Origin of the sequence: Streptococcus sp. KCJ4932, assembly GCF_004352745.1 — a bacterium.
GTDB lineage: Bacteria > Bacillota > Bacilli > Lactobacillales > Streptococcaceae > Streptococcus > Streptococcus ruminicola.
The window spans coordinates 43,916-67,819 of record NZ_SJWW01000006.1; the positions used below are offsets into that span (position 1 = coordinate 43,916).

At 38.0% G+C, this 23,904-nt stretch carries 22 protein-coding genes and 1 tRNA gene; 21 read left to right on the forward strand and 2 right to left on the reverse strand.

Annotation, left to right across the window (positions count from 1 at the left end):
• Positions 1 to 67: 67 nt before the first annotated feature.
• From E0E02_RS03755 to E0E02_RS03785, 7 genes are all read left to right on the forward strand, one after another.
• Positions 68 to 838: a DUF1003 domain-containing protein gene (locus E0E02_RS03755; protein ID WP_039696568.1), complete on the forward strand. Its 771-nt coding sequence runs from the start codon at positions 68 to 70 to the stop codon at positions 836 to 838.
• Complete coding sequence (rapZ, locus tag E0E02_RS03760) at positions 831 to 1,721, forward strand: RNase adapter RapZ (protein WP_039696569.1); 891 nt, start codon at positions 831 to 833, stop codon at positions 1,719 to 1,721. The genes E0E02_RS03755 and rapZ overlap by 8 nt, the downstream gene beginning before the upstream one ends.
• Complete coding sequence (locus E0E02_RS03765; RefSeq protein ID WP_074626449.1) at positions 1,718 to 2,695, forward strand: YvcK family protein; 978 nt, start codon at positions 1,718 to 1,720, stop codon at positions 2,693 to 2,695. Before rapZ ends, E0E02_RS03765 begins: the two co-directional genes overlap by 4 nt.
• Entirely contained in the window at positions 2,692 to 3,603 is a 912-nt protein-coding gene (gene whiA, locus E0E02_RS03770) for a DNA-binding protein WhiA (RefSeq protein ID WP_133017879.1), read from the forward strand. The genes E0E02_RS03765 and whiA overlap by 4 nt, the downstream gene beginning before the upstream one ends.
• 18 nt (positions 3,604 to 3,621) lie before the next feature.
• On the forward strand, positions 3,622 to 5,019 hold the full coding sequence (locus E0E02_RS03775) for a C69 family dipeptidase (RefSeq protein ID WP_133017880.1): 1,398 nt from the start codon (positions 3,622 to 3,624) through the stop codon (positions 5,017 to 5,019).
• Positions 5,020 to 5,155: 136 nt separating this feature from the next.
• The gene (locus tag E0E02_RS03780; protein ID WP_133017881.1) at positions 5,156 to 6,676 is read left to right on the forward strand and encodes a zinc ABC transporter substrate-binding protein AdcA; all 1,521 of its coding nucleotides are present in this window, start codon (positions 5,156 to 5,158) and stop codon (positions 6,674 to 6,676) included.
• Between the two features lie 151 nt (positions 6,677 to 6,827).
• The gene (locus E0E02_RS03785) at positions 6,828 to 7,586 is read left to right on the forward strand and encodes a glucosaminidase domain-containing protein (protein WP_039696574.1); all 759 of its coding nucleotides are present in this window, start codon (positions 6,828 to 6,830) and stop codon (positions 7,584 to 7,586) included.
• A 96-nt stretch (positions 7,587 to 7,682) separates the two neighbouring features.
• On the opposite strand, the gene E0E02_RS03790 is transcribed toward E0E02_RS03785, so the two are convergent.
• Positions 7,683 to 7,928 (reverse strand): type B 50S ribosomal protein L31, encoded by a 246-nt coding sequence (locus E0E02_RS03790; RefSeq protein WP_021142736.1) that lies wholly within the window; start codon positions 7,926 to 7,928, stop codon positions 7,683 to 7,685.
• 158 nt (positions 7,929 to 8,086) lie between these two features.
• On the reverse strand, positions 8,087 to 9,028 hold the full coding sequence (locus E0E02_RS03795) for a bifunctional oligoribonuclease/PAP phosphatase NrnA (RefSeq protein WP_133017882.1): 942 nt from the start codon (positions 9,026 to 9,028) through the stop codon (positions 8,087 to 8,089).
• A gap of 179 nt (positions 9,029 to 9,207) precedes the next feature.
• Between E0E02_RS03795 and E0E02_RS03800 the strand changes: the two genes are divergently transcribed.
• From E0E02_RS03800 to hisC, 14 genes are all read left to right on the forward strand, one after another.
• Complete coding sequence (locus E0E02_RS03800) at positions 9,208 to 10,359, forward strand: iron-containing alcohol dehydrogenase (RefSeq protein WP_074626461.1); 1,152 nt, start codon at positions 9,208 to 9,210, stop codon at positions 10,357 to 10,359.
• Between the two features lie 122 nt (positions 10,360 to 10,481).
• Positions 10,482 to 11,501 (forward strand): adenosine deaminase, encoded by a 1,020-nt coding sequence (gene add, locus E0E02_RS03805; protein ID WP_133017883.1) that lies wholly within the window; start codon positions 10,482 to 10,484, stop codon positions 11,499 to 11,501.
• Positions 11,502 to 11,542: 41 nt separating this feature from the next.
• On the forward strand, positions 11,543 to 11,986 hold the full coding sequence (locus tag E0E02_RS03810; protein WP_006532664.1) for a flavodoxin: 444 nt from the start codon (positions 11,543 to 11,545) through the stop codon (positions 11,984 to 11,986).
• 84 nt (positions 11,987 to 12,070) lie between these two features.
• Positions 12,071 to 13,456, forward strand: a complete 1,386-nt coding sequence (sufB, locus tag E0E02_RS03815; RefSeq protein WP_039696579.1) for a Fe-S cluster assembly protein SufB — start codon at positions 12,071 to 12,073, stop codon at positions 13,454 to 13,456.
• An 84-nt stretch (positions 13,457 to 13,540) separates the two neighbouring features.
• Positions 13,541 to 14,248, forward strand: coding sequence for a VTT domain-containing protein (locus E0E02_RS03820; RefSeq protein ID WP_133017884.1), 708 nt, complete (start codon positions 13,541 to 13,543; stop codon positions 14,246 to 14,248).
• A 34-nt stretch (positions 14,249 to 14,282) separates the two neighbouring features.
• On the forward strand, positions 14,283 to 14,570 hold the full coding sequence (locus tag E0E02_RS03825) for a chorismate mutase (RefSeq protein ID WP_133017885.1): 288 nt from the start codon (positions 14,283 to 14,285) through the stop codon (positions 14,568 to 14,570).
• A gap of 13 nt (positions 14,571 to 14,583) precedes the next feature.
• Entirely contained in the window at positions 14,584 to 15,804 is a 1,221-nt protein-coding gene (locus E0E02_RS03830) for a chloride channel protein (protein ID WP_133017886.1), read from the forward strand.
• 146 nt (positions 15,805 to 15,950) lie between these two features.
• Entirely contained in the window at positions 15,951 to 16,298 is a 348-nt protein-coding gene (rplS, locus tag E0E02_RS03835) for a 50S ribosomal protein L19 (protein ID WP_021142699.1), read from the forward strand.
• Positions 16,299 to 16,355: 57 nt separating this feature from the next.
• Positions 16,356 to 16,427: transfer RNA gene (locus tag E0E02_RS03840), tRNA-Arg, on the forward strand.
• 234 nt (positions 16,428 to 16,661) lie between these two features.
• Positions 16,662 to 17,873: an FtsW/RodA/SpoVE family cell cycle protein gene (locus tag E0E02_RS03845; protein ID WP_074564053.1), complete on the forward strand. Its 1,212-nt coding sequence runs from the start codon at positions 16,662 to 16,664 to the stop codon at positions 17,871 to 17,873.
• Between the two features lie 153 nt (positions 17,874 to 18,026).
• Complete coding sequence (locus E0E02_RS03850) at positions 18,027 to 18,587, forward strand: HAD-IA family hydrolase (protein ID WP_074868643.1); 561 nt, start codon at positions 18,027 to 18,029, stop codon at positions 18,585 to 18,587.
• Positions 18,588 to 20,540: a DNA topoisomerase (ATP-hydrolyzing) subunit B gene (gene gyrB / locus E0E02_RS03855; protein WP_133017887.1), complete on the forward strand. Its 1,953-nt coding sequence runs from the start codon at positions 18,588 to 18,590 to the stop codon at positions 20,538 to 20,540.
• Positions 20,541 to 20,645: 105 nt separating this feature from the next.
• The gene (gene ezrA / locus E0E02_RS03860) at positions 20,646 to 22,370 is read left to right on the forward strand and encodes a septation ring formation regulator EzrA (RefSeq protein ID WP_074564051.1); all 1,725 of its coding nucleotides are present in this window, start codon (positions 20,646 to 20,648) and stop codon (positions 22,368 to 22,370) included.
• A 451-nt stretch (positions 22,371 to 22,821) separates the two neighbouring features.
• Positions 22,822 to 23,889 carry a histidinol-phosphate transaminase gene (gene hisC / locus E0E02_RS03865; protein ID WP_133017888.1) on the forward strand — a complete coding sequence of 356 codons (1,068 nt, stop codon included), beginning with the start codon at positions 22,822 to 22,824 and terminating at the stop codon, positions 23,887 to 23,889.
• Positions 23,890 to 23,904 lie beyond the last annotated feature (15 nt).

Below are 23,904 nucleotides of genomic sequence, written 5' to 3' on the forward strand. Positions count from 1 at the left end.
AAGAGCTGAGAAGTCAGCTTTTTTGTTTTATTTCTGGTATAATGGAACAGACAGAAAGAAGGATCTTATGAGTCAAAAACAGCTAATGCAAGATAGCATTGATCATCGCGATTATCCAATTGAAGAGGGAGTTATCATCGATTCTCTGGATATTAGATTACAAGAGATTATCAAAAAGCAGCATCCTGATATTGCTAGTGGTGCCTTTATTAGCCATAAGAATCTGACTTATTACCGTCTTCTTTTTTTAGAGGAGATTATCGATAAAGCTAATCGTAAAAATGACTACGTCCGTGAAGCTGTCTACGACGCGACTAAGCACCAAGGTTATACAGCTTTAGATGTCCAAGACCAATTGGACAGAAAGATCACATTTGGACAAAAAATTGCGGATGATGTGGCTCGTTTTGGTGGATCTTGGACCTTTATTATTACCTTCATCTGCTTTATGGGAGCTTGGATGGCTTTGAATGTTTTGAAGCCTTTTGGCATTGTATTTGATAAATATCCATTTATTTTGTTAAATCTCGCCTTGTCAACGCTAGCAGCGATTCAAGCCCCTTTGATTATGATGAGCCAGAATCGTGCTTCTGACTATGATCGCCTGCAAGCTAAGAATGATTACAATGTTAACAAGGTATCAGAAGAAGGCATTCGATTGTTACATACAAAATTGGATCACTTAGTTCAGCAAGATCAGTCGGATTTACTAGAAATTCAGAAATTACAAACGGAAATGTTAGCTTCTTTGACAAAACAACTAGTGAGTATGCAGGAAGAACAGGCACGTTTAGTGGGGCAAATTGAAAAAATGAGAAGGAGCGAAGAAAATGTCTGATAAAGAGATTAACTTAGTTATTGTAACTGGGATGAGCGGTGCTGGTAAGACAGTTGCCATTCAATCCTTTGAAGATTTAGGGTATTTTACCATCGATAACATGCCACCGACTTTGGTGCCAAAATTTATTGAATTAGTTGAAAAAACAAGTGACAATAATCGTGTTGCTCTTGTGGTGGACATGCGTAGTCGTCTTTTCTTCAACGAAATTACTTCTGTTCTAGATAAAATTGATTCAAATCCAAAAATTGACTTCAAGATTCTTTTCTTGGATGCAACAGATGGCGAACTGGTAGCTCGTTATAAAGAAACACGTCGCAGTCACCCATTGGCAGCTGATGGACGTATTTTAGATGGAATCAAGTTAGAACGTGAGTTGCTTGCACCTTTGAAAAACTTGAGCCAAAATGTGGTTGATACAACAGAATTAACCCCTCGTCAATTGCGTAAGACAATTTCTGAACAATTTTCAAGTGATGAAAATCAAGCTTCATTTCGTATTGAAGTCATGAGTTTTGGTTTCAAATATGGCTTGCCACTCGATGCAGACTTGGTATTTGACGTACGTTTCTTGCCAAATCCATACTACAAACCAGAGCTTCGCAATCAAACAGGTCTTGAAAAAGATGTTTATGATTATGTCATGAATCATGAGGAATCAGAAGATTTCTACCAACATTTGATTGGTCTCATTAAACCTATTTTGCCAGGATACAAAAAAGAAGGAAAATCTGTATTGACCATTGCTATTGGGTGTACAGGTGGTCAACACCGAAGTGTTGCCTTTGCTCATCGCTTAGCTGAAGAGTTAAAAGCGGATTGGGTGGTTAATGAAACCCACCGCGATAAAAATCGTCGCAAGGAGACAGTGAACCGTTCATGAGAAAACCTAAAATTACCGTTATCGGTGGAGGAACAGGGATTCCCGTTATTTTAAATAGTTTAAGGCACGAAGAGGTCGATATTACAGCCATCGTAACGGTCGCTGATGATGGCGGTAGTTCTGGAGCTTTGCGTTCGGTCATGCAATTGACACCACCAGGAGACCTTAGGAATGTCCTCGTGGCTATGAGTGATATGCCTAAGTTTTACGAAAAAGTCTTTCAATATCGCTTTGCTGAAGGAGATGGTCCGCTTGCTGGCCACCCTCTTGGAAACCTTATTATTTCAGGAATCGCTGAAATGGAAGGCTCTACTTACAGCGCTATGCAGATTTTGACAAAATTTTTTCACGTTACTGGGAAAATTTACCCAGCAAGTGAAAATCCATTAACCTTGCATGCTGTTTTTAAAGATGGTTATGAAGTCGCTGGTGAGAGTCATATCGCTGGTTATCAAGGAATGATTGACCATGTTTATGTGACCAATACTTACAATGACGATGAACCAACTGCCAGTCGCAAAGTAGTTGATGCAATCATGGATAGTGACATGATTGTTCTTGGACCTGGTTCTTTATTTACATCAATTTTGCCAAACTTGGTTATTCCTGAAATCAAGCAGGCACTTATTGATACCAAAGCTGAGGTTGCTTATGTTTGTAACATCATGACGCAATATGGTGAAACCGAACATTTCACTGATGCTGACCACGTCGAAGTGCTCAATCGTCATCTTGGTAAAGATGTTATTGATACGGTTCTCGTCAATATTGAAAAAGTGCCGCAAGATTACATGGACCACAATAAATTTGATGAGTATTTGGTTCAAGTTGAGCATGATTTTGCAGGACTTCGTAAGCAAGTCAAACGAGTGATTTCATCTGATTTTCTTCGTTTGGAAAATGGCGGAGCTTTTCACAATGGCGACTATGTCGTTGAAGAATTAATGAACCTTGTGAGGATGAAGAAGCGATGAGTTTTACAGTAAAAGTTAAAGAAGAATTGTTGAATTTGTCGCGATTTGATAAGAGTGAACTATCAGCTATTATCAAAATGTCAGGAAGCCTTGGTTTAACAGGTGCTGGACTGACCTTATCAATCACAACAGAAAATGCCAAGGTAGCCCGTCATATCTATGAACTGATTGAAACGATTTACCACGTCCAGCCTGAAATCAAGTATCATCAAAAGACTAATTTACGAAAAAATCGTGTCTACAATGTTTTTGTGGCGACAAATGTCAGAGAGATTTTAACAGATTTGCAGCTGGCTGATTCTTTCTTTGGGATTGAAATGGGAATTACCCCAAGTATCCTAGAAGATGATGATAAGGGACGAGCTTATCTGCGTGGTGCTTTCTTGGCGACTGGAACCATTCGTGATCCAGAATCAGGAAAATATCAACTGGAAATCTTTTCAGTTTACCAAGATCACGCTGAAGATTTGGCAAACTTGATGCGAAAATTTATCCTTGATGCCAAGGTTATTGAACATAAAAATGGAGCAGTGACCTATTTGCAAAAGGCTGAAGATATCATGGATTTCTTGATTGTCATCGGAGCGATGGAATGTAAAGAAAGCTTTGAAGAAGTTAAGATTATGCGTGAGACGCGCAATGACGTCAACCGTGCCAATAATGCGGAAACAGCTAACATTGCAAAAACCGTGACAGCCAGCATGAAGACTATCAATAATATCATTAAAATTATGGATACCGTTGGACTTGAGACCTTACCAATTGAATTGCAACAAGTGGCTAAGATTCGTGTAGAAAATCCTGATTACTCGATTCAGCAAATCGCAGACCACTTGGAAGGAACCTTGACCAAGAGCGGTGTTAATCATCGATTGCGTAAAATCAATAAAATTGCAAATGAATTATAAGAAAGAGGAGAGTTTACTATGAGTTGTACTACAATTCTTGTCGGTAAAAAAGCGTCATATGATGGTTCAACCATCATTGCTCGAACTGAAGATTCACAAAGTGGTGATTTCACACCGAAACAATTTATCGTGGTTAACCCAGAAGACCAACCACGTCATTACAAATCAGTTCTGTCTTCATTTGAGATTGACCTGCCAGACAACCCAATGCGTTACACATCAGTGCCAGATGCTTTGCGTAAAGATGGTATCTGGGGAGAAGCTGGTATCAACGAAGCAAATGTTGCCATGAGTGAGACAGAAACCATCACGACAAATGCGCGTGTCTTGGGTGCTGACCCGCTTGTTGAATCTGGTATTGGTGAAGAAGATATGCTAACATTGGTGCTTCCATATGTCCGCACAGCGCGTGAAGGGGTAGAACGCCTCGGTGCGATCTTAGAAGAATACGGAACATACGAATCAAATGGTGTGGCTATTTCAGACGTTGATGAAATTTGGTGGTTAGAAACTGTCGGTGGACACCACTGGATTGCTCGTCGTGTGCCAGATGATTGTTATGTCACAAATCCAAACCAACTTGGTATTGACCATTTTGAATTTAACAATCCTGATGATTACATGTACTCAAGTGACTTGCGTGAATTCATCGAAGATAATAACTTGGATTTGACATACTCAAATGAACACTTCAATCCACGCTATGCTTTTGGTAGCCAACGTGATAAGGACCGCCACTACAACACACCACGTGCTTGGGCAATGCAACGTTTCTTGAATCCAGAAATCGAGCAAGATCCACGTAGTTTCTTTATTCCTTGGGCTCAAAAACCTTATCGTAAAGTCACTATCGAAGATGTCAAATACGTCTTGAGCAACCACTATCAAGACACTGAATTTGACCCATATGGTCCAGAAGGAAATGCTGTGACACAACGTACATTCCGTACAATTGGTATCAACCGCACAAGTCAAACAGCTATTCTTCAATTACGACCTGACCAACCACACGATACAACAGGTATCCAATGGTTGGCATACGGTTCAATGCCATTTGGAACAATGGTGCCATTCTTTACTCAAATTTCAACTACACCAGCTTATTTTGCAAATACTGGCGAAAATGCCTCAACAGATTCATTCTACTGGGTAAATCGTTTGATTGCGGCGATTGCTGACCCACACTTCCACCAACACGAAGGTGATATTGAAGCTTACGTGGAAAAAACAATGGCAGCAGGACATGCGCGTATCAAACGTGTTGACGAAGCTTTAGCTAATGGCGAAAGCGTTGATTTTGATGCTGAAAACCAAGCTATGAGTGATTACATCCAAGAAGAAACACAAAAACTATTGAATAAAATCCTCTTTGATGCAAGTAACCTCATGACAAACCGCTTCTCAGTAAGCGACTAATAATGAATCCTCTGAATATTTTTCAGAGGATTTTTTGTATGAAAGCGAAAAAATTTACAAAAAAAGCTTGCAAAAAGTTGAAAGTTTGGATATACTTTACTGGTAAACTATTAACTAGTTAAGAAAAGGAGCCATCATGAAGAAGAAATTTCTTTTGTTGATAAATGTACTTGCACTTTTGCTTGCTTGGCAAGTTAGCCACATTAAGCATGTTGCAGCAGATGACAAGATTAAAGTGGTAACAACTTTTTATCCTGTCTACGAATTTACCAAGGCTGTTTCTGGTGATACAGCTGATGTATCAATGCTGATTAAAGCAGGGACTGAACCACATGATTTTGAACCATCTACTAAAAATGTAGCTACGATTTCAGATGCTGATATGTTTGTCTACATGGATGATAGCATGGAAACATGGGTTAAGAAAGTCAAAAAATCAATTGATTCTGATAACCTAACTATCGTTCGAGCAAGTGGAGATATGCTTCTCATGGCTGGTACAGCTGAAGAAGAAGGCGAAGACCATGACGAGCATGAAGGACATAGTCATGAATATGACCCACATGTCTGGCTCTCACCAAAACGCGCGGTTACTTTGGTTGAAAATATCCGTGATGCTTTTGTTGCTAAATACCCTGATAAAGCTGATACTTTTAAAGCTAACAGTGCAGCTTACATTAAAAAACTCAATGACTTAGATAAAGCCTACACAGATGGACTTTCAAATGCTAAACAAAAAAGCTTCGTCACTCAGCATGCTGCTTTTGGTTATTTAGCACTTGATTATGGTTTGAATCAAATCTCGATTGCTGGAATTTCACCAGAAGTAGAACCTTCAGCAAAACGTATTGCAAGTCTTACAAAATACGTTAAAAAATACGATATCAAATACATTTACTTTGAAGAGAATGCGTCAAGTAAAGTTGCTGCAACGCTAGCAGATGAAGCTGGTGTAAAAACAAAAGTTTTAAATCCGCTAGAAAGCTTAACTAACAAACAAATCAAAGCTGGCGAAGATTACTTCTCAGTCATGAAAGAAAATCTGAAAGCTTTGAAATTGACAACTGACGTCAAAGGTAAAGAAATCAAAGCTGAAACAGATGACACCAAAACTGTTCAGCACGGCTATTTCAAAGATAAAGACGTTACTGATCGTAAATTAAGTGATTGGACAGGAAAATGGCAATCTGCTTACCCATACCTTCTTGATGGTACACTTGATCCTGTCTGGGATTATAAAGCCAAAGCTTCAAAAGGTGAACAAACTGCTCAAGAAGTAAAAGACTATTACACAAAAGGTTACCAAACGGACGTTGAACAAATCATCATTGATGGTAAGAAAAACAAAGTTACTTTTGTTCAAAATGGTGAAAAACATACCTACACTTACAAATACGTTGGTCACAAAATTTTGAAATACAAGAAAGGTAACCGTGGTGTTCGTTATTTGTTTGAAACAGATGACAAAGATGCTGGCGAATTCAAATACATTCAATTCAGCGACCATAATATCACATCAACAGACGTTGAACACTTCCATCTCTTCTGGGGTAACAGTAGCCAAGATGAAATTCTAAAAGAAATGGAACATTGGCCAACTTACTTCCCAGCTAAAGAATCTGGTCAAGAAATTGCCCAACACCTTGTTGCTCACTAAAATAATGAAAGGTTTGAATCAAATGATTCAAGTCTTTTCTTTTTAAGGAAAGTGGTAAAAAGCTGATTTTTGAGAGCAGGAACTCGCGTTGCCAGCTTATGAAAACTTTGCTATAATGGGTTAAGATAGCACTTACATTTTAGGAGGCCACGTGAAAGACAAGCAAGTGACAAAATTCTTTTTAGCTTGTTCGACCTTAGTTACTTGTATAACATTGGGAATTAACCTCACTTTCAGACATGCAGCTCACGCTGTTATTGCTGAATCAGGACAAGTTTCCCCAACAGCGACAGCTGATTTTATTACAAGTATTGGCGAAACAGCTCGACAAATTGGTCAAGAAAGAAATCTTTATGCTTCAGTGATGATTGCTCAAGCTGTTTTAGAATCAAGTAGTGGCCAATCAGCACTTAGCCAAGAACCTTATTATAATTTCTTTGGGGTAAAAGGGGCTTATAATGGTAATTCAGTCGTCATGCAGACTTGGGAAGATGATGGCAGTGGAAACACTTATGAGATTGATCAAGCCTTTCGCTCATACAACAGCTTAGCAGATTCGCTCAATGACTATGCTAATTTATTAAGTTGGAATCTTTATGCGGATACTTGGAAGTCAAATACCTCTTCCTATCAAGATGCCACAGCAGCTCTGACTGGTCGTTATGCCACAGATACTGCTTACGCTGATAAGTTAAATGCCTTAATTGAGCAATACGGCTTAACAAGCTACGATGAGCCGTTGGTAACCGATGAAGCTCAAGAAACTACCGAACAAGATAACCAAACTCAACAAACCAATCAAGCTACTGAAACCGTTAATCCGAACCACGTTTGGAACAAATATCGTGGTTCATACACTAGTTCAGATATTCTAGCAGAAGACGAAGCTTGGTTAGCTTATATTAGATAAAAAGAGCGTAAGCTCTTTTTTTGTTACCCTATTTACGGAAAAACAAAAAAGCCATTTCGATTGCTCGAAATGACTTCTTGTAATAAATACAATTTCTTATTTTGTGAAACCGTATTTTTTGTTGAAGCGATCCACACGACCATCTGCTTGAGTGAATTTTTGGCGACCAGTGTAGAATGGGTGAGAATCTGATGAGATTTCCACACGTACAAGTGGGTAAGTAGCGCCTTCAAATTCTACAGTTTCGTCAGAAGCTTTTGTAGAACCGCTAAGGAATTTGTAACCAGTAGTTGTGTCCATGAATACTACTGGACGGTATTCTGGGTGGATATTTTGTTTCATTGTTAAAAGATTTCCTTTCTGCCATGGTGATTTTTTACGCACCATAGTTATTTTGACTTTTATAGTTTATCAAATAATGCGATATTTGACAAGACTTTTGTGCAAATTAATTGAATTGAAATATAATTGTTAAAAATCGCTCTACAGCAGGCTTGAGCTTAGTTTTTTGAGGCTAGTAAATCTTTGATTTCTTGATAAATTTGCTCGTTTTCCTCAAGGCTGTAAGAATTGGCTCCGCTGGCAAGTGGGTGCCCTCCTCCGTCGTGACGTTTAGCAATCTCGTTGATGACCTGTGTTTTACTACGCAAGCGAACACGGTAGTTACCGTCAGCTTGTTCAACGAAAATTGCCCAAGATTGAACACAATCAATACGACCTGGAGCTCCAACAATAGCAGAAGTTTCAGCTTCAGTGACATTGTATTTTTTCATAGTTTCTTGTGTTAACACCACACGCGCAGCCCCATTATCATCAACTTCTAAGTTATCATAGACAAAGCCTTGAAGTTTGGCAATTTTAAATGAAATAGAATCCATTTGGCGAGCTAGACTTGAAAAATCAAAGTCATATTCGCGAAGTTTACTTGCAATCATGAATGTTTTGCTGCTTGTAGATGGGTATAAGAAACGTCCTGTGTCTCCGACAATACCAGAGTATAGAAGACGTGCAGCTTCGCTAGAAACTTTTAGACCGGTTGAAAAGGCGAAGTCTGAGATGATTTCACTGGCACTTGATGCTTTAGTATCCACATAGAGCAAGTCACCATAAACATCGTCGTTGGGGTGGTGGTCAATCTTGATGAGGCAATCGCCGTTTGTGTAGCGGTCATCATCGATACGAGGGGTGTTGGCTGTATCTGTGACGATAACCAAAGCACCATCGTAATCGCTGTCTGTAACCTCGTCCATGCTAGTCACCCAAGCAAGTGTTGGCTCATTAAAACCTGTTGCTAAAACTGTTTTATTTGGGAAATTATGCTTAATTAATTCACGAAAACCTGCTTGACTACCAAGAGCATCTGGGTCAGGTCTTTGGTGACGGTGAATGATAATAGTATCGTAAGCTTTAATTTTTTCTAAAATTTCTTCAAATGTATTCATATCTAAATTCCTTTGTAAGCTAGAGATTTACCCTATTATAGCATGAAATGACCGCGAGGTGGTAATGAGGATTTTTGAAATAAATCAAAGGTTTTATTTTTAATTTTTAGAAGCAAAGTGCTAGAATAATATATGTAAACGTTTTCTAAAAAACAAAAAATCATAAGGAGGTTATGCTCATGTCAGTATTTTATGTTCCATCTCAAAACCTTATTGGTCGCGGAGTGGTTAAAGAAATTGGTGGTTACATCAAGAGATATGGTTATAAGAAAGCTCTTTTGGTAACTGACCATTTTATTGCTAAGAGTGATATTTTGCCTAAAGTAACGGCACCGCTTGATGCTGAAAACATTGACTATGTTGTCTATAGTGATGTTGACCCGAACCCAACCGTTAAAAACGTTGAAGAAGGATTAGCAGCCCTAAAAGAAAATGGTTGTGATTTCATCATTTCTCTTGGAGGAGGTTCCCCTCAAGATGCTGCCAGCAGTATGTCCATCCTAGCTACTAATGGGGGTCGTCCTCAGGATTACGAAGGCGTTCATAAATCAGAAAAACAAGGTTTGCCAGTCATTGCTATTAATACAACGGCAGGAACATCAGCTGAAATTACGATTAATTACGTTATCACTGATGAAGAACGTAAAGTCAAAATGGTTATGGTTGATAAAAATAGCTTGGCTTTGATGTCAGTCAACGACCCAGAATTAATGGTTTCAATGCCTAAGTCATTAACAGCAGCAACTGGTATGGATGCATTGACTCACGCTATCGAAGCATTGGTAACACCAGGTGCTTATGCTGCAACGAAAAAACTTTCAGTTGGTGCGATTGAGTTAATCAAAGAATATTTGCCACGTGCAGTTGCTGATGGTCATGACCTGGAAGCGCGTGAAGCCATGGTTAATGCTATTTTCTTAGGTGGTATGGCATTTAATAATGCAGGACTTGGTTACGTGCATGCGATGGCTCACCAACTTGGTGCTGTTTATCATTTACCACATGGTGTTTGTTGTGCGATGATTTTACCAATTGTAGAACGCGAAAATGCCAAACATGTTCCAGCAGCTTTCCGTGATGTGGCTAAAGGACTAGGGCTTCATACCGAAGATAAAAGCGACCAAGAATGTGCCGATTACGCTATTGCAGAAATTGAAAAATTGTCAGCAACCGTTGGTATTCCTAAGAAATTGACAGAACTTGATATCAAGGAAGAAGAATTCGACTTCGAATTTCTTTCTAAAAACGCTTTGCTTGATGCTTGCGCACCAGGCAATCCATTTATGCCAACATTGGAAGAAACAATCGCTCTTTACAAACAGCTATTTTAAGCTAAAACTTGGATAAGTTGCAGGAAAAATCCTGTGACTTATTTTTTTAAGAAAAATTTCTTTGCAAAGTAAAAAGAATATGTTAAGATAGTAGCTAAAAAAATTTAATTAGGGAGGCTAACTTGGATACAACAACATTAAAAGAATTGGCAAAAACAGAACTTCATTGTCACTTGGATGGTTCCATCTCATTGGAGACAATTCGTCAATTAGCAGATATGGCAGGTATTGCTGTTCCAGCAGCAGATGAAGATTTGAAAGACTTAGTTACCGCACCTGCTGAGGCAGAATCTTTGATGGATTATTTAAAAGCATTTGATTTTGTCCGTCCGCTTTTGCAGACGAAAGAAGCTCTTCATTTGGCTGCTTATGATGTTGCTAGACAAGCTGCGCAGGAAAATGTGATTTATACTGAAATTCGCTTTGCGCCTGAATTTTCAATGGACCAAGGCTTATCAGCTTCTGAAACCGTTGAAGCTGTACTTTCAGGTCTTAAAAAGGCAGAAGAAGATTTTGGCATTGTGGCTAAGGTTCTTGTCTGTGGCATGAAACAATCGCCTGCACATGTGACACGTGATATTTTTGACCATGTTATCCAGTTAGCTGACAAAGGATTAGCTGGTTTTGATTTTGCAGGAAATGAACTAGATTTTCCACCTGCAGAATTAGAGGCCATTATCAAGCACACTCAGGAGTTAGGACTTCCTTTGACATTTCACGCTGGTGAGTGTGGTTGCGCTCACTATATTGCAGATGCTATCGCCCTTGATATCAAGCGCCTTGGTCATACCACAGCTATTTATGACCAACCTGAATTGATTCAAGAATTTGTCAAAAAAGGTGTGACAGCTGAGTTATGCTTGACAAGTAATCTCCAAACCAAAGCTGCGAAATCTTTGGAAGAATTTTCTTTTCTTGCCTTGAAAAATGCTGGTGCTAAGATTACCATTAACACTGATAACCGTACGGTTTCTGATACTAACTTAACAAGAGAATACGCACTCTTTGTCAAACACTTTGGTGTTGGCATCGATGATTTCCTAACATTTAATAAAAATGCTATCCAAGCATCCTTTACAACAGAAGCCCAAAAAGCTGATTTATTATCGAAAATTGACAATTTATATAAAACATTTCTGTAAAAATATGCTACAATAGTGGTAATTTATGTTTGGAGGGAACTATGGCTTTAGTTAAGATTGTCTATGCCAGCATGACAGGAAATACTGAAGAAATTGCTGACATTGTTGGAAATAAGTTCGAAGAACTTGGACACACTGTCGAAGTAGACGAATGTACAACAGTTGATGCAGCTGATTTTGAAGATGCTGATGTTGCGATTGTTGCATCATACACATACGGTGATGGTGAATTGCCAGATGAAATCGTTGATTTTTACGAAGATCTTGCAGATGTTGATTTGACAGATAAAATCTTCGGTGTTGTTGGATCTGGTGATACTTTTTACGATTACTTCTGTAAAGCAGTTGACGAATTTGAAGCACAATTTGCTTTGACTGGTGCAACAAAAGGTGCGGATTCAGTTAAAGTTGACTTAGCTGCAGAAGATGAAGATATTGCAAATCTAGAAGCTTTCGCAGAAACTATTTCTGAAAAAGTAAACTAAATAAGAAACTGAGGTTGGAGTGTGCTCCAATCTCTTTTTTTCTCTTCCTTTCATAAAGATTTTTTTATAAAGTGAGGTGTCATTATGACTAAAAATAGAGATTACGATTATGGTTTTCACGATGATCTTACTCCGACTTATTCGACGGGTAAGGGGTTAACAGAAGAAATCGTGCGAAATATATCTGCTTACAAGCATGAACCCAAATGGATGCTTGATTATCGTTTGAAGAGTTTGGAGCTGTTTTATAAATTGCCAATGCCAGACTTTGGACCAGACTTGTCAGGAATTGATTTTGATGATGTGATTTATTTCCAAAAGCTAGCAGATAAGAAGGTTAATGACTGGGATGATGTTCCAGATAAGATTAAAGAAACTTTTGAGCGTTTAGGGATTCCACAAGCAGAGCGTGACTATCTTTCTGGTGCTGTAGCTCAGTACGAGTCTGAAGTGGTTTATCATAATATGAAAGAAGAGTTCCAAAAACAAGGAATTATCTTTACCGATACTGACACAGCTCTGCAAGAATATCCAGACTTATTTAAGGAGTATTTTGGAAAAATTGTCTCAAATAGTGAGCATAAATTTGCCGCTTTAAATGGTGCTGTTTGGTCAGGTGGAACTTTTATTTACGTGCCAAAGGGCGTGCAGTGTGATATTCCAGTACAGACTTATTTTCGTATTAATGGTGAAAATGCAGGACAATTTGAACGTAGTTTGATTATTGTCGACGAAGGAGCTTCAATTCAATACATTGAAGGTTGCACCGCTCCCAATTACACAACCAATAGTCTTCACGCAGCAACGGTAGAAATTATTGTCAAACGTGATGCTAGTTTTCGTTACACGACCATGCAAAATTGGTCTGATAATGTCTACAACCTAGTAACTGAACGTGGTAAGGTCGAAGAAAACGGCATGTTAGAATGGATTGATGGTAACCTTGGAAGTAAGGTCAATATGAAATATCCATGTTCGATTTTAGACGGTCCACACGCCAAAACGTCAGTGCTTTCCATGGCATTTGCCAATTATGGTCAACACCTAGATGCTGGCTGTAAAGTTTATCACAATGCTCCACATACCTCATCAACCTTGATTTCAAAATCAGTAGCTAAGGATGGTGGCAAGACAGACTATCGTGGTTCAGTTTACTTTGGCAAGCATAGTGAAGGCTCAAAATCACACATTGAATGTGATACGATTTTAATGGATGATTTATCAAGTTCAGATACTATCCCATTTAATGAAATTCATAACTCAAATGTATCTTTGGAACACGAAGCTAAGGTTTCAAAAGTTTCTGAGGAACAACTCTATTACATGATGAGTCGAGGAATTTCTGAAGAAGAAGCAACAGCCATGATTGTTAATGGCTTTATGGAGCCAATTACCAAAGAACTTCCTATGGAATATGCCGTTGAAATGAATAGTTTGATTACTATGAGTATGGAAGGTTCTGTTGGATAAATGTTTGAAAATTCTAAAAAACAATCTTTTTATCTCTTGAGTCTTCTTGTCAAGCTATAAACTTTTCTTTATAATGGAAACGATATGAAAAAACATGAGTACAAATATGGTCAGCTACGCAAGTTATTAGTAATTCTTGGTTTGCTTAGTATTTGTGGCTATTTTATGATTTATGTCATCAGGCACTGGCAATTGATTGTTTCTTTTTGGCAATCTAGCTCAAAGACAGCTTTGACACAGTTTTTGATGCAGTTACGAACAAAAAATCTGCTGAATATCACTATTTTGCTATTTTTGACAGCTCTGACAGCAGTCATTCCTTTTATGTCGAATGCGATTTTTGCTATCTTTAATGGCTTGATTTACGGACCTGCTATTGGATTTTTGATGAATCTCTCAGCAAATGTTCTTGGAAATTTTCTCTTTGTCAGAGTTCTGGAAATGATTGATTTGAAGGACAATGATAGCAAGTTGAAGAAACATTTTGCAGGATTTAAAAATGTCATCAATGCTGTTGAAAATCAAGAACTAGGCATTATGCTAGGTTACATGATTCCTGTGATTCCAACCCTGCTGATCAATTATCACGTGGCAAAAATCAAATTGCCTTGGCGCAGATGGGTTCTCTACGTTACAATCGGAGTATTGCCGAGTAGTTTATTGTATGCCTTAGGTGGTGATGCGGTCGTTGCGGGAAATTTAAGACTGATTATTGTACTGCTTGTTATTTTTATTGCCATTAGCTTATTGGGAACTTATTTCAAACGAAAAAAGAATAAGTCATTTTTATAGTAGAAATTCAAAAAAAGATAAGGATAGAGAAAAAATGTCAGTAAAAGATTTGGATGTTATCCGTCAAGAAATTGATCAAGTGGATCAGGAATTAGTAGCACTTCTTGAAAAACGCATGACCTTGGTGAATCAAGTAGCAGCATATAAAAAAGCTACTGGAAAAGCTATTTTAGATACCAGTCGTGAAGATGCTGTCTTAAAAAAAGTTGCTAGTCGTGTTCAAAATAAAGCTTTTGAGGCAACATTAGTTGATACTTTTGCGGATATTATGAAAAATTCTCGCGATTATCAAGCTAAACAATTAAAGGCTGATTTAGATTAAGAAGGTAGCTCTAATGATTAAAAAGTTAAAAGATAGCCAAGATTATTCTTATGGTGTCCTCTTAAAAGTTATCGGCGCAAGTTTTCTTATTGGAATTTTAATAGGCTGTGTCGATACTGTATTTGGTCGCGTCTTGTTAATGCTTAGTGCTTTTCGAACAGAAAACTTCAATTATGTGATTCCATTTTTGGGACTAATTGGGCTTGTTATTGTTTTTCTTTATCAAAAAGCGGACAGTCGAGCTAGCAAAGGAATGGGTCTACTTTTTGCGGTGAGTCAAGGAGATGAAAAGAAAATTCCCTTGGTCATGTTACCTTTGGTAACTGTAGCAACTTGGCTAACTCATCTTTTTGGAGGAAGTGCTGGTCGTGAAGGTGTCGCTGTCCAACTTGGGGCGACGATTTCACATGCTTTTAGCAAGTTTTTCTCTTTTGAAAATAGCTCCCGCTTGTTTCTTGTAACGGGTATGGCAGCTGGTTTTGCTGGTTTGTTTCAAACCCCTTTAGCGGCTGTCTTTTTTGGACTTGAGATATTAGTTCTTGGGAAATTGCAATTACCAGCTCTTTTACCAATGACAATTGCTTCATTTGTGGCAAGTGCAACATCGCACGCATTAGGATTAGAGAAATTTGCCCACTTTGTCAATGTTTCACTAACTTTTAATGCTTGGCTGTTTTGCAAACTTGCTTTGCTAGGACTTATTTTTGGACTAGTCGGCAATGCCTTTGCTGCTTTACTTGCCTATGCTAAGCAAAAAGCCAAAGAAGTTATGGATAATCCCTACTATCGAATTTTGTTTGGTGGGATTGTGCTTAGTCTTCTTTTCTTGATGTTGTATCATGGACGTTATTCAGGTCTTGGAACTAATCTGATTGATGCTAGCTTTTCTGGGAAAGACATTTACTTTTATGATTGGTTATTGAAACTAGTTTTGACTGTGGCAACTTTGACAATTGGTTTTCAAGGTGGCGAAGTCACACCACTCTTTGCCATCGGTGCATCACTCGGTGTTGTTTTAGCAAACGTCTTTGGTTTGCCAGTTGAATTTGTTGCAGCGGCAGGTTACATCAGCGTCTTTGGTAGTGCCACAAACACACTTTTAGCTCCGATTTTTATTGGAGGAGAAGTCTTTGGTTTTGCTAATTTGCCATATTTTACTTTAGTTATGATTTTTGCTTACAGCCTTAATCGAAAACACTCTATTTACACAGGGCAAGAGGTTTTGGCATTCTAGAAAAAATACTCAAAAAAGTCAGCCATTTTGCTTTACAGTTATGGTGATTTTTGATAAAATACGAAGAGTGTGTAATGGACGCACTAAAATACGGCTAATCCGCTGGGACAAGCACCTAATGATTAGTAAGATAGGAGAATAAATAAATGAATCCATTAATTCAAAGTTTGACTGAAGGTCAACTACGTACTGACATCCCTGCATTCCAACCTGGTGATACTGTTCGTGTTCACGCAAAAGTTGTTGAAGGAAGCCGCGAACGTATCCAAATTTTCGAAGGTGTGGTAATTTCACGTAAAGGTCAAGGGATCTCAGAAATGTACACAGTTCGTAAAATTTCAAGTGGTATCGGTGTTGAACGTACATTCCCAGTTCACACTCCACGTGTAGAAAAAATCGAAGTTGTTCGTCACGGTAAAGTACGTCGTGCTAAACTTTACTACTTGCGTGCATTACAAGGTAAAGCTGCTCGTATTAAAGAAATCCGTCGTTAATTTTGACGATAAAGATTCGATAATAAAAATCTGTCCTTGCGACAGATTTTTTCATAGCTCCCCTTAGTTCAATGGATATAACAACTCCCTCCTAAGGAGTAGTTGCTGGTTCGATTCCGGCAGGGGAGAGAAGAAGCGAGTTTATTTAGGTCATCCAGACTGGGCTAAATTGACTTGCTTGACCAATAAAAAACTGAGCCCAGTAGGGTTCAGTTTTTTTCTTTTCTTGAAAATGTACAGGAAAATCCCTGAAAAATATGCCTTAATTTTTTCTGAAAAATTCTCGTGTTTTCACCAGGTTTTTTCCTCAATTCTAATTAAAAAATGATATAATATTTTTTGACTAGAAACGAAGGAAGTAAGATGGCAAGAAAAAAATATTCTATTGATAGTCGAATCGACTATTCTGTAATTTTACCTGTTTTTTTTCTTTTGCTAATTGGTTTGGTAGCCGTTTATATTGCAACGTCAAATGACTATCCTGGAACAATTGCAAAAGTAATGACACAACAAGGCGTTTGGATCTTTTTGGGCTGTGTAGTTGCCTTTGTTGTTATGCTCTTTAGTACTGAATTTTTATGGAAAGTCACCCCTTATTTGTATGCCTTGGGCCTGGCTTTGATGATTTTACCTTTGATTTTTTATAGTCCAGAATTGGTAGAATCAACCGGTGCCAAAAACTGGGTAACCATTGGGTCAGTAACCTTATTTCAACCTTCCGAATTCATGAAGGTCTCTTACATTTTGATGCTAGCTCGAGCATCGATTTGGTTTAGACACAAAGTACCAGAAGATAATTTAAAAAATGATTGGAAGCTTCTTGGAATCTTTGCTTTGATTACCTTGCCGGTCATGGTGTTATTAGGTTTGCAAAAAGACCTTGGGACAGCCATGGTATTCTCTGCTATTCTAGCAGGTTTGATTTTATTGTCAGGAATTTCTTGGTGGATTATCTTGCCTGTTGTAATTGCGGTAGCAGTGATTATCGGAGGTTTTCTAGCCCTTTTTCTATCACCGCATGGCAAAGATATTTTCTATGGCTTGGGGATGGATACCTATCAAATTAACCGTATTTCAGCTTGGTTAGATCCATTTTCATACGCTAAATCAATTGCTTACCAACAAACTCAAGGTATGATTTCAATTGGTAGCGGTGGGCTTAGTGGTAAAGGTTTTAATGTTATTGACCTTGCTGTTCCAGTTCGTGAAAGTGACATGATTTTCACAGTTATTGCTGAAGATTTTGGATTTGTTGGCTGTGCTGTTGTCATGACCTTGTATCTTGTTTTGATTTATCGCATGATTCGTGTGACTTTTGAGTCAAACAACCGATTCTACACTTACATTTCAACTGGATTTATCATGATGATTTTGTTCCATATTTTTGAAAATATTGGTGCTGCTGTTGGTATCTTACCTTTGACTGGTATTCCATTGCCATTCATCTCACAGGGTGGTTCATCATTGATTACTAACTTGATTTGTGTTGGTTTGATTCTCTCAATGAGTTATCAAAATAATTTGCACCATGAGCAAGAAGTTGAAGAACATTTCAGACGAAGTGAACGTTATTAAAAAAAGGTTTTGGAAAATTCTTCCAAGCCTTTTTTATTGGCTAAAAAGTTATTTTTCCAGTCAAAAAATAATTTGAAAATTTTGTTCTCTGGTGTTGGAAATTGATGAGGTAGAGACTATAAAAAAATGTAAAATTGTGATATAATATTGGTTATGAATTACCATGATTATATCTGGGATTTGGGTGGCACTTTACTCGATAATTACGAAATGTCCACTCAGGCTTTTGTGAAAACTTTAGCTGATTTTGGCTGTCAAGCATCGCATGATGATGTCTATGAAAAGCTGAAGGAATCAACAGATGCCGCTATTAAAAAATTTATCCCAAACCAACCACAATTTTTAAAAGCATATAAAGCATTAGAAGCCGATTATTTGAAAACACCGGTTCTTTTTACAGGTGCCAGCGAGGTTTTGCAGGTAATTGTGGCTAGCGGTGGGAGAAATTTCTTGGTTTCTCATCGAAATAAACAAGTCCTTGATATTTTAGAAAAAACAAAGGTACTTCCTTATTTCACTGAAGTCGTGACATCAGAAAGCGGCTTTGCTCGTAAACCAAGTCCAGAGTCAATGTTATACCTCAAAGAAAAGTATAAGATTGACAATGCTTTGGTTATTGGAGATCGTGAAATTGATAAAGAAGCTGGTCAGGCTGCTGGCTTTGATACCTTGTTAGTTGATGGAAAAAAATCCTTATTGGAGATAGTGAAGTAAATGACGGAAGAAAATAAAAATTTAGCAGAATTAGCGAAAGAGTACGACGCCAGTCAGATTCAGGTCCTAGAGGGACTTGAAGCTGTACGCATGCGCCCAGGAATGTATATCGGTTCAACCTCAAAAGAAGGATTGCACCACTTAGTCTGGGAAATTGTCGATAACTCAATCGATGAAGCCTTGGCAGGATTTGCCACACACATTGAGGTTTTCATCGAGAAAGATAATTCTATTACAGTTGTCGATGATGGGCGTGGTATTCCTGTCGATATTCAAGAAAAAACAGGACGTCCAGCTGTTGAAACGGTCTTTACAGTCTTGCACGCCGGTGGTAAATTCGGTGGCGGCGGTTATAAAGTATCAGGTGGTCTCCACGGGGTAGGTTCATCTGTTGTTAACGCCCTTTCAACACAATTGGATGTGTCTGTTTATCGTGATGGTAAAATTCATTACCAAGAATACCGTCGTGGTCATGTTGTCGATGATTTGAAAGTTATTGGTGATACAGATCGTCACGGTACAACCGTTCACTTCACTCCAGACGGTGAAATCTTTACGGAAACAACAGTATTTGATTTTGATAAATTAGCTAAACGTATTCAAGAACTTGCTTTCTTGAATCGCGGTTTGCGCATCTCAATCACTGACAAACGTGAAGGCATTGAACAAGAACAACATTATCACTATGAAGGTGGTATTTCAAGTTACGTTGAATTTATCAACGAAAATAAAGATGTTATCTTTGATACACCAATCTATACTGATGGTGAAATGGATGGTATCTCAGTTGAAGTTGCTATGCAATATACAACTGGTTACCACGAGACAGTGATGAGCTTTGCTAACAACATCCATACACACGAAGGTGGTACTCATGAGCAAGGTTTCCGTACTGCTTTGACACGTGTGATTAATGATTATGCTCGTCAAAATAAATTGCTTAAAGAAAAAGACGATAATCTAACTGGTGACGATGTTCGTGAAGGTTTGACAGCAGTTATCTCTGTTAAACACCCAAACCCACAATTTGAAGGGCAAACCAAAACAAAACTTGGTAACTCAGAAGTTGTCAAAATTACCAACCGTTTGTTTAGCGATGCTTTTGGACGTTTCTTGTTAGAAAATCCTCAAATTGCTAAGAAAATCGTTGAAAAAGGAATTCTTGCTTCTAAAGCGCGTATCGCTGCGAAACGTGCACGTGAGGTAACACGTAAGAAATCAGGTCTTGAAATTTCAAACTTGCCTGGTAAATTGGCAGACTGTTCTTCAAACGACGCGACAATGAATGAATTGTTCATCGTCGAAGGGGACTCTGCGGGTGGTTCTGCAAAATCAGGACGTGACCGCGAGCACCAAGCAATTCTACCAATTCGTGGTAAAATCTTGAACGTTGAAAAAGCAAGTATGGATAAAATTCTTGCTAACGAAGAAATCCGTAGCTTGTTCACAGCTATGGGAACAGGTTTCGGAGCTGATTTTGATGTGACAAAAGCTCGTTACCACAAACTAGTTATCATGACCGATGCCGATGTCGATGGAGCTCACATTCGTACTTTGCTCTTGACATTGATTTACCGCTTCATGCGTCCGGTATTGGAAGCGGGATACGTATATATCGCACAACCACCAATTTACGGTGTTAAAGTTGGTAGTGAAATTAAAGAATACATCCAACCTGGTGCTAATCAGGAAGCTGAACTACAAGCAGCAATTGAGCGCTATAGTAATGGACGTTCAAAACCATCTGTTCAACGTTACAAAGGACTTGGTGAAATGGATGACCACCAACTCTGGGCAACAACAATGGATCCAGAAAATCGCTTAATGGCGCGTGTATCTGTTGATGATGCTGCCGAAGCAGATAAGATTTTTGATATGCTTATGGGAGATAAGGTTGAACCACGTCGTGAGTTCATTGAAGAAAATGCGGTTTACAGTACGCTTGATATTTAATCGAATATTAACATAAAAATACTGCACACAATCTCTAAGTATGTTATAATCGTAATGTTATAGCTATTTTTTACGATAAAAAAGACAATTTATAAGGAGTTTTAAATGTCGAGCGGAATTATTTTACTGCTTGTAGCAATAGTTGTTTTAGTCATTATTGCTTATCTAGTTGGCGTCATCGTACGCAAACGAAATGATTCATTGATTGCAAGTTTGGAAGAAAGAAAGCAATCGTTATTTGGATTACCAGTCAATGAAGAAGTCGAAGCTGTTAAAAATCTTCATCTTATCGGGCAAAGTCAAACAACATTTCGTGAATGGAACCAAAAATGGGTTGACCTTTCATTAAATTCTTTCTCAGATATTGAAAATCATATTTTTGAAGCTGAAGATCTTAACGATAGCTTCAAGTTTATCAGTGCGAAACATGAAATTGACAATGTTGAAAGCCAATTGAACTTGGTTGAAGAAGATATCAATGCAATTCGTGAAGCACTTGCTGTTTTGAAAGAACAAGAAGAAAAGAACAGTGCGCGTGTGAAGCATGCTTTGGACTTATATGAAACTCTTCAAGCTTCTATTTCAGAAAAAGAAGACAATTTTGGTTCAACAATGCCTGAGATTGAAAAACAATTGAAGAACATCGAAGCTGAGTTTTCTCAATTTGTAACACTTAACTCAACAGGTGACCCAGTTGAAGCCTCTGAAGTGCTTGATCGTGCTGAAGAACATACTATTGCACTTGGTCAAATTTCAGAACAAATTCCAGCAATCGTTGCTAAATTGGAAGATGATTTCCCAGATCAACTTGATGATTTGGAACAAGGTTACCGTCGTCTGCTTGAACAAAATTACCACTTCGCTGAAAAAGACATTGAAGCTCGTTTCCAAGAAGTGCGTGATGCAATCCGTGCTAATTCATCAGAACTTGTGACTTTGGATCTTGATCGTGCTCGTGATGAAAATGAACACATCCAAGAAAAAATCGATTCATTGTATGAATTGTTTGAACGTGAAATTGCTGCTCACAAAGCTGCGCTTAAAGACAGTAAAATCATTCCAGATTATTTGGCACACGCTAAAGCCAATAACGAAAAATTGGAACACGAAATCAAACGCTTGTCTCACAAGTATATCTTGAATGACAATGAAAACTTGAGCCTTCGTTCATTTACTAAAAACTTAGAAGAAATCGAACAAGAAACATTGCCAATTGTTGAAGTTTTTGATAACCAAGATAAACCATTCTCTGAACTTCAATTGATTTTTGATCGCACATTGAAAACTCTTGATGCGGTTGAAGAAGGTCAAATGCAAGTCTTCGAACAAGTTAAAAATATTGAACAAATCGAAAGCGTTGCTCGTCAAAGCTTAGATCAATACATTAATCGTTTGCACTCAATCAAACGTTACATGGAAAAACGTAACTTGCCTGGAATTCCTCAAGATTTCTTGAGCGCATTCTTCACAACAAGTAAACAGTTGGAAGTTTTGATCGATGAGCTTAGCCGTGGACGTATTGATATTGAAGCAGTTTCTCGTTTGACAGATGTTGCTACTGCAGCAATTGCTAATCTTGAAGAAGCAACTTATCAAGTCGTTCAAAATGCAACATTGACTGAACAGTTGTTACAATACTCTAATCGTTACCGTAGCTTCGAACCAAGCGTTCAAAGTAGCTTTGAACATGCTTTGCATCTCTTTGAAGTGGACAACAATTATCAAGCATCATTTGATGAAATCTCATATGCACTTGAAACAGTTGAACCAGGTGTAACAGATCGTTTCGTATCATCATACGAAAAAACACGTGAACAAATTCGTTTCTAAGATGATATGTCATATAAGAAAAAGGTTTAGAAATTTTCTAAGCCTTTTTTTGTGCCTCATTTTCTGTATCTGGTTAAGTCTGCTTAAATTTTTTGGTATAAATATAAAAAATTCTAAAAATTTAGCTTGATATTTTCAGAATTTTCTTGTAAAATAGCTTTAATATAAAAAAGCGATGATAGAAAAAGCCTAAGACAACAGACAGAGAGTGCTTGGTGGTGAGAAAAGCATGCAATCCTTAGGCGACACATTCTTGAGTGCGTGTGCGAATGCTTCTAGCTAGTAGTGCACGACGGATAGATCCACGTTACGGATTAGAAGTCTAGTACTTCATGAGAGCAGTTAAGGTGACTTGCTGTTGAATCAAAGGTGGAACCACGTTGTTAACGTCCTTGCAAAGTTTTTTTGCGAGGACGTCTTTTTTATATCAGAAAATAGAAAGGATCTTATTATGACAACTATTAAAGGATTGAGAGAAATTGAACCTTACGTTGCCGGAAGCCAACCAAGCGGTGAAAATTTAATTAAACTAAATACAAATGAAAATGCTTATGGACCAAGTCCGAAAGTAGCAGAAGTTTTTTCACAGTTTGATGTCCATCAATTGCGAAAATATTCGACCTTGGATCAAAAATCATTACGTATTGCGCTTGCTAAGCAACATGGACTTGATCCTGATCAGATTATCGTTGGTAATGGTTCAGATGATATTTTATCAATGGCTTTTCTAGCATTCTTTAATAGTGATGATCCAGTTTTATTTCCTGATTTGACTTATGGATTTTACAAGGTTTGGGCGGATTTATATCACGTGAATTACCATGAAATTCCATTGAATGAGCAGTTTGAGATTGACTCTAGTGATTACATTGCTGATAATGGTGGAATAATCATTACAAATCCTAATGCGCCAACTGGCATTTATAAATCGCTTGATGAGCTTGAAAAGATTATTCGTGCTAATCAAGATGTGGTGGTTATTATTGATGAAGCCTACATTAATTTTGGTGGTCAAACAGCTCTGCCACTGCTTAAAAAATATGAAAATGTTTTTATCACACGAACATTTTCAAAAGATGCTTCACTTGCTGGTTTGCGAGTTGGCTATGGTATGGGAAGTCCAAAAGTAATGGCAGTGATTAATGCGGTTAAGAATTCCGTTAATCCATACAATGTTGATTTGATTGCTGAAAAATTGGCGCTAGCTGCTGTTGAATCTTGGGATTACTACGAAGACACTTGCCAAAAAATCATGTCAACCAGAGAATGGTTTGCAAAAGAGTTGAGATTTTTAGACTTTAAGGTTTTAGAATCAAAAACAAATTTTATCTTAGCAGAATGTCCAGATAACGGCGCAGCCTTATTATTTGACTACTTACAAGCTAAAAATATTTATGTTCGATATTTCCCAAAAGTTGAACGCATTAAAAACCATTTGCGCATTTCGATTGGTCGACAAGATGAAATGGAAGAAGTGCTTAAGGCGATTAAAGAATTCTTGGCTGTAGGTTTGAAATGATTTGAGGAGTGATGG

Coding starts and splice junctions, on each gene's coding strand:
- E0E02_RS03820 (WP_133017884.1), top strand. CDS start 13,541: ATGAAAAAACATGAGTACAAATATGGTCAGCTACGCAAGTTATTAGTA.
- E0E02_RS03775 (WP_133017880.1), top strand. CDS start 3,622: ATGAGTTGTACTACAATTCTTGTCGGTAAAAAAGCGTCATATGATGGT.
- rapZ (WP_039696569.1), top strand. CDS start 831: ATGTCTGATAAAGAGATTAACTTAGTTATTGTAACTGGGATGAGCGGT.
- E0E02_RS03845 (WP_074564053.1), top strand. CDS start 16,662: ATGGCAAGAAAAAAATATTCTATTGATAGTCGAATCGACTATTCTGTA.
- E0E02_RS03795 (WP_133017882.1), bottom strand. CDS start 9,028: ATGAATACATTTGAAGAAATTTTAGAAAAAATTAAAGCTTACGATACT.
- E0E02_RS03800 (WP_074626461.1), top strand. CDS start 9,208: ATGTCAGTATTTTATGTTCCATCTCAAAACCTTATTGGTCGCGGAGTG.
- gyrB (WP_133017887.1), top strand. CDS start 18,588: ATGACGGAAGAAAATAAAAATTTAGCAGAATTAGCGAAAGAGTACGAC.
- E0E02_RS03850 (WP_074868643.1), top strand. CDS start 18,027: ATGAATTACCATGATTATATCTGGGATTTGGGTGGCACTTTACTCGAT.
- E0E02_RS03825 (WP_133017885.1), top strand. CDS start 14,283: ATGTCAGTAAAAGATTTGGATGTTATCCGTCAAGAAATTGATCAAGTG.
- E0E02_RS03790 (WP_021142736.1), bottom strand. CDS start 7,928: ATGAAACAAAATATCCACCCAGAATACCGTCCAGTAGTATTCATGGAC.
- E0E02_RS03755 (WP_039696568.1), top strand. CDS start 68: ATGAGTCAAAAACAGCTAATGCAAGATAGCATTGATCATCGCGATTAT.
- sufB (WP_039696579.1), top strand. CDS start 12,071: ATGACTAAAAATAGAGATTACGATTATGGTTTTCACGATGATCTTACT.
- ezrA (WP_074564051.1), top strand. CDS start 20,646: ATGTCGAGCGGAATTATTTTACTGCTTGTAGCAATAGTTGTTTTAGTC.
- E0E02_RS03765 (WP_074626449.1), top strand. CDS start 1,718: ATGAGAAAACCTAAAATTACCGTTATCGGTGGAGGAACAGGGATTCCC.
- E0E02_RS03810 (WP_006532664.1), top strand. CDS start 11,543: ATGGCTTTAGTTAAGATTGTCTATGCCAGCATGACAGGAAATACTGAA.
- hisC (WP_133017888.1), top strand. CDS start 22,822: ATGACAACTATTAAAGGATTGAGAGAAATTGAACCTTACGTTGCCGGA.
- E0E02_RS03780 (WP_133017881.1), top strand. CDS start 5,156: ATGAAGAAGAAATTTCTTTTGTTGATAAATGTACTTGCACTTTTGCTT.
- E0E02_RS03830 (WP_133017886.1), top strand. CDS start 14,584: ATGATTAAAAAGTTAAAAGATAGCCAAGATTATTCTTATGGTGTCCTC.
- whiA (WP_133017879.1), top strand. CDS start 2,692: ATGAGTTTTACAGTAAAAGTTAAAGAAGAATTGTTGAATTTGTCGCGA.
- rplS (WP_021142699.1), top strand. CDS start 15,951: ATGAATCCATTAATTCAAAGTTTGACTGAAGGTCAACTACGTACTGAC.